The sequence below is a fragment of the Nocardia sp. NPDC051030 genome (assembly GCF_040683015.1).
In the GTDB taxonomy this organism is placed as follows: domain Bacteria; phylum Actinomycetota; class Actinomycetes; order Mycobacteriales; family Mycobacteriaceae; genus Nocardia.
The window spans coordinates 373,073-385,764 of sequence record NZ_JBFBCD010000006.1 but is presented as its reverse complement, the minus strand read 5'-3'; the positions used below and the strand labels follow the sequence as shown (position 1 = coordinate 385,764).

13 protein-coding genes are annotated in these 12,692 nt (G+C 65.9%); 7 read left to right on the top strand and 6 right to left on the bottom strand.

Going from position 1 to position 12,692, the window contains the following annotated elements; genetic code table 11:
• Positions 1-43 precede the first annotated feature (43 nt).
• Positions 44-1,600: an IMP dehydrogenase gene (gene guaB / locus AB0N05_RS22525; protein WP_364697459.1), complete on the bottom strand. Its 1,557-nt coding sequence runs from the start codon at positions 1,598-1,600 to the stop codon at positions 44-46.
• A 370-nt stretch (positions 1,601-1,970) separates the two neighbouring features.
• Here guaB and AB0N05_RS22520 point away from each other — a divergent pair, with 370 nt between their 5' ends.
• A complete protein-coding gene (locus tag AB0N05_RS22520; protein ID WP_029923780.1) occupies positions 1,971-2,384 on the top strand; it encodes a DUF5319 domain-containing protein in 414 nt (137 codons plus the stop codon).
• 299 nt (positions 2,385-2,683) lie between these two features.
• Here the strand turns inward: AB0N05_RS22520 and AB0N05_RS22515 are convergent, their stop codons facing one another.
• From AB0N05_RS22515 to AB0N05_RS22505, 3 genes are all read right to left on the bottom strand, one after another.
• Positions 2,684-3,832 (bottom strand): anti-sigma-D factor RsdA, encoded by a 1,149-nt coding sequence (locus tag AB0N05_RS22515; RefSeq protein ID WP_364697456.1) that lies wholly within the window; start codon positions 3,830-3,832, stop codon positions 2,684-2,686.
• Positions 3,825-4,406, bottom strand: coding sequence for a sigma-70 family RNA polymerase sigma factor (locus tag AB0N05_RS22510; RefSeq protein ID WP_364697453.1), 582 nt, complete (start codon positions 4,404-4,406; stop codon positions 3,825-3,827). Before AB0N05_RS22510 ends, AB0N05_RS22515 begins: the two co-directional genes overlap by 8 nt.
• A 157-nt stretch (positions 4,407-4,563) precedes the next feature.
• Positions 4,564-5,499, bottom strand: a complete 936-nt coding sequence (locus tag AB0N05_RS22505; RefSeq protein WP_364697450.1) for a hypothetical protein — start codon at positions 5,497-5,499, stop codon at positions 4,564-4,566.
• A 611-nt stretch (positions 5,500-6,110) separates the two neighbouring features.
• On the opposite strand from AB0N05_RS22505, the gene AB0N05_RS22500 reads away from it, so the two are divergent.
• From AB0N05_RS22500 to AB0N05_RS22480, 5 genes are all read left to right on the top strand, one after another.
• Positions 6,111-6,404, top strand: a complete 294-nt coding sequence (locus AB0N05_RS22500; protein WP_153805677.1) for a WhiB family transcriptional regulator — start codon at positions 6,111-6,113, stop codon at positions 6,402-6,404.
• 373 nt (positions 6,405-6,777) lie between these two features.
• Entirely contained in the window at positions 6,778-7,353 is a 576-nt protein-coding gene (locus AB0N05_RS22495; protein ID WP_364697903.1) for a sigma-70 family RNA polymerase sigma factor, read from the top strand.
• Position 7,354: 1 nt separating this feature from the next.
• Positions 7,355-7,666, top strand: a complete 312-nt coding sequence (locus tag AB0N05_RS22490) for a hypothetical protein (RefSeq protein WP_364697446.1) — start codon at positions 7,355-7,357, stop codon at positions 7,664-7,666.
• A 138-nt stretch (positions 7,667-7,804) separates the two neighbouring features.
• Positions 7,805-7,987: a hypothetical protein gene (locus tag AB0N05_RS22485; RefSeq protein ID WP_364697443.1), complete on the top strand. Its 183-nt coding sequence runs from the start codon at positions 7,805-7,807 to the stop codon at positions 7,985-7,987.
• The gene (locus AB0N05_RS22480; RefSeq protein ID WP_364697440.1) at positions 7,980-8,171 is read left to right on the top strand and encodes a hypothetical protein; all 192 of its coding nucleotides are present in this window, start codon (positions 7,980-7,982) and stop codon (positions 8,169-8,171) included. The genes AB0N05_RS22485 and AB0N05_RS22480 overlap by 8 nt, the downstream gene beginning before the upstream one ends.
• 87 nt (positions 8,172-8,258) lie before the next feature.
• Here AB0N05_RS22480 and groL read toward each other — a convergent pair whose 3' ends face one another.
• Positions 8,259-9,866 carry a chaperonin GroEL gene (gene groL, locus AB0N05_RS22475; RefSeq protein WP_364697437.1) on the bottom strand — a complete coding sequence of 536 codons (1,608 nt, stop codon included), beginning with the start codon at positions 9,864-9,866 and terminating at the stop codon, positions 8,259-8,261.
• Between the two features lie 153 nt (positions 9,867-10,019).
• Positions 10,020-10,322: a co-chaperone GroES gene (groES, locus tag AB0N05_RS22470; protein ID WP_067698216.1), complete on the bottom strand. Its 303-nt coding sequence runs from the start codon at positions 10,320-10,322 to the stop codon at positions 10,020-10,022.
• Between the two features lie 704 nt (positions 10,323-11,026).
• Here groES and AB0N05_RS22465 point away from each other — a divergent pair.
• Positions 11,027-12,496, top strand: a complete 1,470-nt coding sequence (locus AB0N05_RS22465; protein WP_364697433.1) for an Hsp70 family protein — start codon at positions 11,027-11,029, stop codon at positions 12,494-12,496.
• The last annotated feature ends 196 nt before the right edge of the window (positions 12,497-12,692 follow it).

Sequence of the window (12,692 nt, the reverse complement as noted above, 5' to 3'; positions counted from 1 at the left end):
CGGTCGAGCCGGTTCGCGAGGGCGAACCGGCCACGAGCGGCTGCTAACGAGTGGTGTAGTTGGGAGCCTCGACGGTCATGGTGATGTCGTGCGGGTGCGACTCCTTGAGACCCGCCGCCGTGATCTGCACGAACTGTGCTGCCTGCAGATCCGTGATGCCTTGCGCGCCGGTGTAACCCATGGCCGCACGGAGGCCGCCCACCAGCTGGTGGATGACCTGGTCCAGCGGGCCGCGGAAGGGCACTCGGCCTTCGATGCCCTCGGGCACCAGCTTCTTCTCCGACAGCACATCGTCCTGGAAGTAGCGGTCCTTGGAGTAGGACTTGGCCTCGCCGCGGCCTTGCATCGCGCCGAGGGAACCCATGCCGCGGTAGCTCTTGAACTGCTTGCCGCCCACCAGGATCAGTTCACCCGGGGATTCGGCGGTACCGGCCAGCAGCGAACCGAGCATGACGGTCGAGGCACCGGCGGCGATCGCCTTGGCGATATCACCGGAGTACTGCACGCCACCATCGGCGATGACCGGAACACCGAGCGGCGCGCACGCTGCATTGGCCTCCATGATGGCGGTGATCTGCGGCGCGCCGACACCGGCGACCACGCGGGTGGTGCAGATGGAGCCGGGGCCCACACCCACTTTCACCGCGTCCGCGCCCGCCTCGGCCAGCGCCAGGGCGCCCGCGCGAGTGGCGACATTGCCGCCGATGATCTGCACGCGATCGCCGACTTCGGCCTTGATCTTGGTGACCATCTGGAGCACGCCGGCCTGATGCCCGTGCGCGGTGTCCACGATCAGCACGTCCACGCCGACGTCGGCCAGGGTCATGGCGCGCGTCCAGGCGTCTTCACCGACACCGACCGCGGCACCGACCAGCAGGCGGCCGTCGCGGTCCTTGGTGGCGTTCGGGTACTGCTCGGTCTTGACGAAGTCCTTGACCGTGATCAGGCCGCGCAGCTTGCCGCTGCCGTCCACGATCGGCAGCTTCTCGATCTTGTGGCGGCGCAGCAGGCCCAGCGCGGCCTCGGCGGTGACGCCCTCCTGCGCGGTGATCAGCGGCGCCTTGGTCATGACCTCGGCGACCTGACGGTTCTCATCGACCTCGAACCGCATATCGCGATTGGTGATGATGCCGACCAGCTCGCCCTTCTCGTCCACCACGGGCAGACCGGAGATGCGATATCTGGCACACATGGCATCGACTTCAGCGAGCGTGTCGGTCGGGCGACAGGTGACCGGATCGGTCACCATGCCGGCCTCGGACCGCTTCACGGTCTCGGCCTGCGAAGCCTGCGCGGCCACCGACAGATTGCGGTGCAGCACACCCATACCGCCCGCGCGGGCCATGGCGATGGCCATGCGCGCCTCGGTGACGGTGTCCATGGCGGAGCTCACCAGCGGCGTGCGCAGCGTGATGTCACGAGTCAGACGGCTGGAGGTGTCGACCGAACTGGGAATCAGATCCGAGGCGGCAGGCAACAGCAATACGTCGTCGAAGGTGAGGCCGAGCATGGCGATCTTGTTCGGATCGTCTCCGCCCGTGTGGGGGCGGCCGGCGCGTCCGGCGAAATCACTGCGTTCGCCCGTCACGGGACTGCTCATTCGGATCGACCCCTCCTGGAGCTCGGCAACGTCCCCGGACCGGGTCCCGGTGAACGCGTGGATGAACGACAATGCCGGTGAATTACTACCCGGCCTTTGGTCAACCATGGTATCGGTCCCGCAATTCCGTATCGCAGCCGCGCCCGGCCACCGCGCAGCCGCCGCTGAAAGCACTGTATTCCCCGCATGACCGCAGCGTTGTCGGGTACGCCACAACGCTGCGGTTGCCTGCCCGACATCACTGTGGTTGCCTGCACGACGGGACTGTGATCGCCTGCACGACATGACTGTGTGCCGTACCACCAGCGAAGTGGGGGCAAATACCTTTCAGCGCTGGCGCAGAGGGCCTCTTTCTGCGTACCGTGGGACTGTGCGTGACCATCTACCACCTGGCTTGCCGCCGGATCCATTCGCCGGAGACCCCTCCGACCCGTCGGCCGCGCTCGATGCCATCGAGCCGGGGGAACCGCTGGATCCTCACGAGCGCCTAGCGGTCGAAGAGGATCTCGCCGACCTCGCGGTATATGAGGCACTGCTGGCACACCGCGGAATCCGCGGCCTGGTTGTCAGCTGCGAGGACTGCCGACAGGACCACTACCACGACTGGGACATGTTGCGCGCCAACCTCCTCCAGCTATTGGTGGACGGCACTGTGCGCCCGCACGAGCCCGCCTACGACCCGACCCCGGAGGCGTACGTCACCTGGGATTACTGCCGTGGATACGCCGATGCTTCGATGAACGAGGCGTTGCACGGTGACGGGTTCGACGGGTTCGACGTCTAGCTCATCGCAAAAGGGCCCGCATCCGATTGGACGCGGGCCCTTTTCGAGTTGACCGGGGTCAACTCCGGACGTGCACTTCGTATCTCGAAGAACTAACACCGCGTGTCTCGAAGAACCAACACCGCGTATCCCGAAGAACCAACACTGCGTATCTCGAAGAACCTATACAGACCTCACCGCTGTACAGATCCCTCCGAGCCACTCGATCTCAAAACTGTGTTGATCTCAAAGAAAGCCGACCGTCTTCCGACGATCGGTGTTCGCGAGTTCACTGTGCACTCGTCCGTTGTAGCTGTTCCTCAGTGCACTCCCGGGAGCTGCAGACTGGGCTGCGGCGCGATGGTCGGCAACTGATTCTGGGTCGGCACCACCGGTGGCGCGGCTGTCGGTTTTTCAACCGGCTGCTGCGTCACCGGCTGCTGACCGTCGCCGGGATTGGTGATCGTCCCCGGCCCTCCGGTCGGCAATGCCGCGGACGTTGTCGTGACCCCGCCGCCGCCCGGCACGGTCCCCGGTTCGGTGGGCTCGCCACCGGTCGAGGGCTGCGTCGGCTTGGCGGTCACCGGCGGCGTGGACGGCAGGGTCGTGACCCCGCCGGGCGTCGTCGGATTACCACCGTTCGGCTCGGTGCTCGGATCCACCGGCTTCGTGGTGCCGCCGGAGGTGTCCGGAGCAGGCGTCAGCAGCACCGTGACATCCGGATTGGTGGTCACGACCGGTGGTTTCGTGGTGGTCGTGGTCGGAGCCACCGGTAGCAGCGATGCGGCCACCTCCGGTGCCTTGGTCTGCAACTGCGCGAACAGCTGCTGCCAGCGATCGACCAGATCATCCTTCTTGGTCGTGTCGTTGACCTGACCCGCATTATTGGCGGCACTTTCCATCAGTGCCTTGGCCTGCTCCGGCTTGCCCTGATCGATCAGGTTCTGCGCCTGGACCAGATCACTGTCGGCGCGCTGCACCACGGTGGTCTGAGCCTGTTCGCTGAACACGACCTCTTTGACCCGCCAGAGCGGATCGCCGGGCTGGGCACTGTAGGAGAAGGCCGTCAGACCGCCGATGACCAATGCGAGCCCAGCCGCCGCACCGGCGATGGGACGCAGCAGCCGTAGTCGCCCGCTGTTCCGCGCGCCGACCCGTGCCTGCCGCGCTCCTATTTCTTGATTAACCGCTGCGACAATGGAATCCAGGTCCGGTCCGGCCGGCATCGGCTCGGCAACGATCTCCGCACGCCAGTTCGCGAGCAACGCCGCGAGCTGATACTCCTCGGTGGTTCCCGTCTGCACGGGACCGTCACCGGCGATGGCTTCGATCAGCGCATCGTCGCGGCGTACCGCTGCGATGTCCACCGGCCCGGCGTCTCCACCGGACGCATCGGCGTAGGGACCGCTGTTGTGCGATCCAGATCGCGCCTTCCAGTCGCCCCGACCGCGCTCGCCATCCCTAGCCATACATTTCACCTGCCCTCGCCACTTGAGACTTGAGTTTCGCGAGTGCCCGATGCTGGGCGACTCGTATAGCACCCGCCGTACTGCCCACGGCGACTGCGGTTTCTTCGGCCGACAAACCCATGACCAGGCGAAGGATCAGGATCTCTCGATGCTTCTCCGGAAGCGTCGCCAGCAAAGTGTTCATCTGGCGACTGGTTTCGGAATCGAGTGCTCGCTGCTCTGGCCCCTGGTCGGTGGATATGACATCCGGTACTTCGGCCATGGCGTCCGCCTTGTTACGGGCGGCGTTTCGATGAGCGTCGGCGACTTTGTGGGAAGCAATGCCGTACACGAAGGCCATGAAGGGTCTGCCCTGGTCCTGATACCTAGGAAGGGCTGTCATGACGGCCAGACAAACCTCCTGCGCCACATCGTCCGCGGAGAGCTGACCCCGCTCGGCGGATCCGATGCGCGCACGGCAATACCGCACCACCAAGGGGCGGATGCTCTCCAGTACCTGGGCTAGGGCAGACCGGTCGCCCTGCGCTGCGGCAGCGACGACAGCGGGATCCAACTCCTCACCCGTGTTGTTCATCGTCAGAGCTGTTCCTGGCGTTACGAGTGGCACCGCGGCGGGAGGGCCGGTGCTTCCGCGGGAGGGCGGAACGGGCTCAACAATAGCGGCTATCACATTTGCGCCACCGGTTACGGGGTCGTTCTCGGGGAGGTATCAGGGACCTCCCCGAGACGATTCAGGGTCGGTCGAGAAGACCGCTGTCCGAACGCAATCCCCCACCGCGAGCAGCCAGCAACCGCGAGCACACGGCGGCCTCCGCGGCGGCGTTTCCGGTGGGATCGAGACCGGAACGCAACATGGCGCAGGCCCACCGCAGTGGCAGCAATTCGAGTTCCCGACACTGGGCATCGACTTCGATTGCGAGGGACAGCGATCGGCCGAGGTCCCCCGCGGCGGCGGATGCGGCGGCCACGAGTAGCCGGGATTTGACTCGATGCCGCAGGGAGGGAGCCTTCTCGGCGAGTTCCAGGGCGGCCTCGGCGTGCGCGAGAGCCGGATCAGCCGAGACGTGTCGCGAGTCCGCGCCGCCGGTTCCGGGCGGTGCGGTGATCAAACCGGAGCCCGGGGAGCACAGCGCAGTTTCAGCACACACCCAGTGGAGTCGGACACGTTGCCGCCAAGCGGCCTCGACTCCGGAGAGATGGGTGTCGAACTCGGTCTGGCAACGATGCAGCAGTCGGGCCGCGAGGGCCGGGCGGGCGGTGCCGAGCGCATCGGCGGCGAGTCCCGTCAATGCATCGCAAACGGCCTCGGCGCGAGCGGCTTCCGACTCTGCGGCGACGCCGTGGCGACCGGGAGCAGAGGGAGTGGAGAGCACCAGGGCGGCCGCACGCCCATCTGCGACGGCGGCGTGTGTGTGCCAGCCGAGCTGGCGGAGCAGCGAGCCTTCGGTGCTGTGGGTGAGCGAACGCAGAATCGGGTCGCTGGAAGATCGCCGGGCGCGCCGGAGTTCGGCATGCGCGGCCGCGTAGTGACCGACCCCGCCCAATGCGACGGCGCGGAGCCAACTTTCGGGGGCGGTGCCGGCGACCGGCAATCCGGCGGCAGCGCGACCCGGGGTCGCACCGAATGCGGCGTCGGCGAGTTCGGAGTTCACTTCGAGCACAGGCACCGCCGCACTGTAACCAGTGCCGCCGTGGTCGCCGTAGGCCGCCATACCACAGATATTCAGCAACCTTTCAGCATTCACAAGTGCCTTTGTGTTTCCACTCCGTAAAAGTGTTCTCGCTATCCCCTAGCACGCCCGTTAGGAATTCGTATAGCGTTTCGCGCTATTAACCGGATGGCCTCTCGCCGGCCATCTCTACCCTACTCACGGCGCTCGGTGCAATGGCTGAGATCACTCCGATCGGGGGTCCGGCATAGCCGGGATTCACCGTGTTCGCGACCGGAAACCTAGTCCTACCAGGCTTTTTGACAAGTCGGATGGGCTATCGCAGCACCGCCGCGCTACTGGGCAACCGATCAGTATCACCACAGAGCGGCCGCTTTGTAAATAGCGAAGATGTTAATTCCTTAATGCGCTGGTATTTGAATCGCGATAGGACAAACTATTGACTCGATTTAGTTGTCCGCCCTAACGTACGACATCGCCGACGTTGGCGCCGCTCGAAATTGCGGCACCGGCGAAGTGCGATCGCCGCGCTTCGGCGATGCGGCCAACTGTTTGCCACCAGCACCCGCTCGACAACGCCGACGAGCTCGCACCATAAGGAGTTCACCATGCCTATGCCGACCCACCTCCCCGGCCCGAACGCCGACGTCTGGGACTGGCAGATGCGCGGTTCCTGCCGAGGCCAGGATTCCTCGGTCTTCTTCCATCCGGATGGCGAGCGCGGTCGTGCGCGGGCCCAGCGGGAGATGCGCGCCAAAGAGGTCTGCCGGGCCTGCCCCGTGCTTCTGCAGTGCCGTTCGCACGCCCTGAAGGTCAGCGAGCCCTACGGAATCTGGGGCGGAATGTCCGAGACCGAGCGCGAGATGCACGCTCGCCGGAATCGTCGGCGAGCCGTTGCTTGATCTCTGATGTGACGGGTGTCTACCAGCGGTGTCGCTGATTCGGGTAAGTGCGGCCGGTTCGGAAAAATACCCATCCGCGCGGCACGGCGCGCCGAATGTCTAGCAAACAACCGGCCACTGCCAGGCAGGGATCGGTTGTGGCTGACGAGTCACGGCGTGTCTCACAAAGTTCGCGTTTGCGGCGAGTCGGTACAAAACGGAAATCGACTGCGCGACAATCGGTTTGCCGATACCCCCACCCGAAAGGAGGTCATAGCGGCAAGCTACCCTCGTGGCCGATGACACAGAACGGAGCGTTGTGACAACGCGGCCGTCGGCTGCAGAGGGCAACTCGTTCCAGAGTTCCAGGGACGGGCGGGTGGAAACACCCAGCGTGGACTCTGCGGTGACGGCACGCGCAGCCGAAAGCCTCGAACTCGCAGCACTTCTACAACGCTGCGGGCATTCCGACGAGCAGGCTTTCGCCGAACTGTACGACCGCACCAGTGCGCGGGTATTCGGCTTGGTCCTACGTGTGCTACATGATCCCGGGTATGCGGAGGAGACCACACAAGAGGTCTTCCTGCAGATCTGGCGCACGGCAACCAATTTCGATCCCGCCAAGGGCTCCGCGGTCACCTGGTTGATGACGCTCGCCCACCGGCGCGCGGTCGATCGGGTGCGAGCGGAGCAGGCACACGCATTGCGCGAGGTCGCCTACGGAACCAGCACCCTCGGTAACGAATTCGATGAGGTAACCGAAGAAGTAGGCCGACGGCTGGAACAGCAGGCAGTGCTGCAAGGTCTCGCGACACTGACGGAGACGCAACGAGAAGCCATCTCGCTCGCTTACTTCGGCGGGCGCACATATGCCGAGGTAGCGGCGTATCTGGGCGTAGGATTACCGACCGTTAAGTCCCGTATACGGGATGGATTGACACGACTCAAGAAAAGTTTGGGAGTGACGTGAGATGAACGAAGGCCAGATCGATCTCGCGCACACTGTCGCGCTCGGATCGATCGGCGACGAGGATCAGCGCGCAGTGCAGGCAATATTGGATACCGACGATTCGGTACTGCGCGCGGACTTCACCCAGGAAGTGCAGCAGACCCGAGCGGCCCTCGCCGAGTTCGCGGCATCGGTGGCAGTAGAGCCACCGCCCGCGCTCCGCGATCGGCTACTCGCCGCGATAGCTACAGACCAGGCACCGCCGACCGCGATTCACCACAGCCGCACCGCTATTCACCCCGGAAACGGTCGCCCCCGCGCCGTACACGATTGATTCGGGCCGTTTCCGTCGCTCCAAGGTTTCGGTCGCCCGTCCGGTTCACTCCGGGCGGTTGGCCGGTTTTCAGTTGATTGTCCCAGTGATTGCTTCCGTTCCTTCCGACGCAATCAGCTTCAGGGGGAAGAGGTTCTCATGTCCGGCCGGGACTTGTTCCACACCACCGATCTCGCCCCGCTGTACGGCACGCTGGCCGAGCGGGCCGCGGATTCCGGGGTCGTGGGTCGATGCGACCCACGAAATGCCCGTAGAGCAATGATCCGCGAATTCCACCGCGCCGAAGCCCCAGCCCTCCCGACCCGCCACGGCCATGCCTGAGGTGCCACCGGGGATCTACCAGACCCTCAACTTCCTGCGCTCGCTCCTGCTGATCCTCGCGGTGCTGACCGCCCTCGGGCTGGTCGCCTTCGGGGTGATCGCCCTCAGCGGAAGTTCGAATTTCGCACCGCTACCGCCCGGCTCGACCGTGGTCACCTCGACACACGTTCACATGCCCCGGTGAGTCCCGGCCCTCAACGACAAGGCCCCCGAACACGATTCGCGTTCGGGGGCCTTGGCTTATTCAGGCGTGCTCAGATGAGCGAGTGCCTCAGTGCGAGTGGCCGTGGTGGGCGTTGGCCGGCTCCTCGGCCGGCTTCTCCACGATGGCGCTCTCGGTGGTGAGGACCATGCGCGCCACGGAGATGGCGTTCTCCACGGCGGAGCGGGTCACCTTGACCGGGTCGATGACGCCGTCGGCGACCAGGTCACCGTAGGTGAGGGTGGCGGCGTTGAAGCCGTCCTTGCCCTCGGTGACCTTGGAGACCACGACCGCGCCGTCGACGCCGGCGTTGCTGGCGATCCAGAACAGCGGGGCCAGCAGGGCCGCGCGCACGACCTCGACGCCGACCGCCTCGTCGCCGGACAGCGAGTCACGCAGCTCGACGAGCTGGGCCGCCGCCTGCACCAGGGCGGTGCCGCCGCCGGGGACGATGCCCTCGGCGACCGCGGCCTTGGCGGAGGAGACCGCATCCTCGACGCGGTACTTGCGCTCCTTGAGCTCGGTCTCGGTGGCCGCGCCGACCTTGATCACGGCGACGCCGCCGGCCAGCTTGGCCAGCCGCTCTTCCAGCTTCTCGCGGTCCCAGTCGGAGTCGGTGTTCTCGATCTCCTTGCGCAGCTGGGAAACCCGCGCGTCGATGGCCTCCTGGGTGCCCGCACCCTCGACGATGGTGGTCTCGTCCTTGGTGACCACGATGCGACGGGCCTTGCCCAGCACCTCGAGGCCGGCCTCGCGCAGGGTGATGCCCAGATCCGGGTTCACCACGGTGCCGCCGGTGACGATGGCCAGGTCGTCCAGGAACGCCTTGCGACGGTCACCGAAGAACGGGGCCTTCACGGCAACGGCCTTGAGGGTCTTGCGGATCGCGTTGACGACCAGGGTCGACAGCGCCTCGCCCTCGATGTCCTCGGCGATGATGACGACCGGCTTGCCCGACTCGGCGATCTTCTCCAGCAGCGGGAGCAGGTCCGGCAGGGAGGTGATCTTCTCGCGGTTCAGCAGGATCAGGACGTCCTCGAAGACGGCCTGCTGGGTCTCCGGGTCGGTGACGAAATACGGCGACAGGTAGCCCTTGTCGAACTGCACGCCCTCGGTGATCTCCAGCTCGGTCTGCAGCGAGGAGGACTCCTCGATGGTGACCACGCCGTCCTTGCCGACGGTGGTGAGCGCCTTGCCGACCAGCGCGCCGATCTCCTCGTCACGCGAGGACACGGTGGCGACCTGCGCGATGGCCTTCTCGCCATTGACGGGGGTCGCGGCGGCGGCCAGGGCGACGGTGATCGCGTCGGCGGCCTTGGCCATGCCCTTGCCGAGCACCATCGGGTTCGCGCCGGCCGCGATGTTCTTCAGGCCGCCCTTGATGAGCGCCTGGGCCAGCACGGTGGCGGTGGTGGTGCCGTCGCCGGCGACGTCGTTGGTCTTGGTGGCGACGCTCTTGACGAGCTGCGCGCCCAGGTTCTCGAACGGGTCCTCGAGATCGATCTCGCGGGCGATGGTCACGCCGTCATTGGTGACGGTCGGGCCGCCGAAAGCCTTGGCCAGCACCACGTGCCGGCCGCGCGGGCCCAGGGTGACCTTCACGGCGTCGGCAAGCTTGTCGACGCCACGTTCCATTGCCCGGCGAGCCTTCTCGTCGAACTCGATCTGCTTTGGCATGAGTTACCTACTCCTGGTGGGTCCAGGGTTACTCGGGGGCCCGGCCCCCGAACCCCCGAATGAAGGTTTGGGTGAGGCGAACGCACTCCGCCCCGGGTCGTTTGCTGTCTGTACAGCGGCGACGCCGGGGCGGGAATGCGTAGGCCTAGCGGCTTACTTGGTGACGACGGCCAGCAGATCGCGCGCCGACAGGATCAGGTAGTCCGAGCCGGCGTACTTGATCTCGGTGCCGCCGTACTTGCTGTAGATGACGACGTCGCCTTCCTTGACGTCCAGCGGAATCCGCTTCTCGCCATCTTCGTCCCAGCGGCCGGGGCCGACGGCGATGACGGTGCCCTCCTGGGGCTTCTCCTTCGCCGTGTCGGGGATGACCAGGCCGGAGGCGGTGGTGGTTTCGGCCTCATTGGCCTGGACGAGGATCTTGTCCTCGAGCGGCTTGATGTTCACGCTCGCCACGTTGAGCCCTCCACTTTCAGGGGATTTCATCTCGTCCGGGGCGGTTCCCCGGAACGAACGATTTCGGTCATGTTGCTGACCCCTGCGCATAGCCCCGTCGTCGCGGGTGCCGGGACACCTGCTCAGTAGTCATAGCTGGCTCTGGAGCACACAACCAGTGCCAGCTAGCACTCTATACATGGGAGTGCCAGCGCTCAAGGCTGGGCTCTGCTACCCCGGACTGCACTTACAGATGCAACGCCAACTCGGCTCGTGCATCCCCGGTGCTGGTCCACGGGCTACCAACAGTCGATCCGGCACCGCAATGGCGCTGGACAACGCGACGCGCCGAGTGAACGGCCAGGGAATCTGAGGGCTTCCAAAGAAAAACGAAAATCTGTAACGTTCGGATAACGGATTGTGACAACATTGACGACGGCCGCGCGACAAGACCACTACGCCTTCGTCATGCGCACCGTCGACAGTTACACAAAGGCTTCACGCAGCAAACGCTTCACCCCGCTAACTGTGCGGCATCGTCCGTGCAGGCATGAGACGAGAGCTTTACCGCAAGTGATCAGTGGCTGGTCCCGACGCCCCATCGGACAAGGGCCCGGCCGGATCCGTAGCTCGGGGTCGGTCGCCGTCATCCATACGGCGCGGACTCCGCAGTCCGTTCGAGATGGTCGGCGCCACCATGACCATCCGCTCGAAGGGAGGTGAACATGCGAACATCCCTCGGCATTTCCGCCGGGAGCGAAGTGGTGTGCTCCGCGACGGTCGCCACCACGCAGAACGGCGTCCAGAATTTCGACTACCGGGTCGTGACGGCCGATACCGCGCACTCCGACCTCGGTGATCTCGTGGCATCCTCCATCGAGCTGATGACCACCCAGATGCCCCGCGACATCGTGCACCCCGTAGGCGCGCATCCCGTCGCCATGTCCGGCGTGCATCACAGCCCCGAATCCGCGCCGCCCGCCGATATCGCCGTCGCCTACCGCGACCGGGAACAGGCCCAGATCATCCGCTCGGCTATCGGCCGGCAACGCCGCGATGTGCGCCTCATCCCCGAAAGCACCGCCGCCCTGTCCTTCCTGCGCCACACGGGCCTGCTGGACCGCTACGAGACGGTCGCCGTACTCGACATCGGCGCGACCGGAGCCACCGTCACCGTGGCCGATCACGCCGACGACACCGTGCTGCGCTCCGAGCGCACCACCACCATCAGCGGCAACGCCGTCGACGAACTGATCCTGCAACACCTCCTCGACTGCCACCTGGCCCGCCGCGGCACCCGCCCCAACCGCGGCATGCTCCTCAACCGCAGTCGCGCCGCCAAGGAACACCTGTCCATCGCCCCCGCCGTCACCATCGACCATGTGGCCGGACAGCCCCTCAAGCTCACCCGCGTGGACTTCGAAGAACTCATCTCGGACCTCCTACGCGAGCTGGCGGTCTTCGCCCGCGGCGTCTTCGCCCGAGCCCCCAAGTTCCCGGAAGCGGTAGCCGTAATCGGCGGCGGCGCGAACACCCCCGCCATCGTGGTGCAGCTGGAACGCCAACTCGACGTCCCGGTCTTCACCGTGCCCGAACCGGAAGCCGCGATCGCCAAAGGCGCTGCCCTGGTCGCGGATTCGGCCACCCCGGCAACATTCCCGGTCATCAGCCTGGGCTCGGACGCCCCGGTCGGCACGTTCACCAAGCTCGCGGGCACTCTCGCCGGAGCGATCGTGGTCGTCGGCCTGATCATCGGCTACGGCGTGAAGGAACTGGTCCCAGAACCCCAGGGCACCAACTACTCCCCCACCACAGCCGGAACCACCCAGCCAGTCGTACCCACAGCCCCATCCACGGGCCCGACCCCCGGCACCAGCACGGTGAACCAGGGCCGCACGACCACGGCCCCCGTCATTCCGCCCACGGGCCAGCCAACCACCGTCAGCGGCAAACCCAGCGAGCTGTCCACCACCCCCCAGCAGCCCCCGCTCCGCCCCGACCCCGACCTACCCCAAATCCCGTTCCCCGCAGACCTCCCGCGCCTGCTGGGCCCATTACTCGGCACCACCCTCCCACCAACAACGGAAACCACCCCGATCACACCCGGCACAACCACCCCGAGCGTGCCGCGCAACAGCTCCGGATCCGGCTCAGCAGGCGGCGCAACCACCACCCTGATCCGCCCCACCGACTAGCCCAAAGACACAAGAATCGAGACAACCCGGCCGTGGAGGCCCTCGGAACTCGTGCCCAGCAAGGGAATCCGGCGATTCGGGCGTGAACAAACCCGAGCGGGCCCGGCTGGCGGCGCGTCGGCGTGGCCTGTTCGTCGAGGGGGACATGAGCCGGGGTTTTGTCCGTTTACCCCAGCCTCATGTCCCACTGAACGTG

What these genes read in the sequence shown, in the direction of transcription:
- guaB (WP_364697459.1), bottom strand. Translation starts at nt 1,600, where the DNA reads ATGAGCAGTCCCGTGACGGGCGAACGCAGTGATTTCGCCGGACGCGCC.
- AB0N05_RS22515 (WP_364697456.1), bottom strand. Translation starts at nt 3,832, where the DNA reads ATGGCTAGGGATGGCGAGCGCGGTCGGGGCGACTGGAAGGCGCGATCT.
- AB0N05_RS22510 (WP_364697453.1), bottom strand. Translation starts at nt 4,406, where the DNA reads ATGAACAACACGGGTGAGGAGTTGGATCCCGCTGTCGTCGCTGCCGCA.
- AB0N05_RS22500 (WP_153805677.1), top strand. Translation starts at nt 6,111, where the DNA reads ATGCCTATGCCGACCCACCTCCCCGGCCCGAACGCCGACGTCTGGGAC.
- AB0N05_RS22490 (WP_364697446.1), top strand. Translation starts at nt 7,355, where the DNA reads ATGAACGAAGGCCAGATCGATCTCGCGCACACTGTCGCGCTCGGATCG.
- AB0N05_RS22485 (WP_364697443.1), top strand. Translation starts at nt 7,805, where the DNA reads ATGTCCGGCCGGGACTTGTTCCACACCACCGATCTCGCCCCGCTGTAC.
- AB0N05_RS22480 (WP_364697440.1), top strand. Translation starts at nt 7,980, where the DNA reads ATGCCTGAGGTGCCACCGGGGATCTACCAGACCCTCAACTTCCTGCGC.
- groL (WP_364697437.1), bottom strand. Translation starts at nt 9,866, where the DNA reads ATGCCAAAGCAGATCGAGTTCGACGAGAAGGCTCGCCGGGCAATGGAA.
- AB0N05_RS22465 (WP_364697433.1), top strand. Translation starts at nt 11,027, where the DNA reads ATGCGAACATCCCTCGGCATTTCCGCCGGGAGCGAAGTGGTGTGCTCC.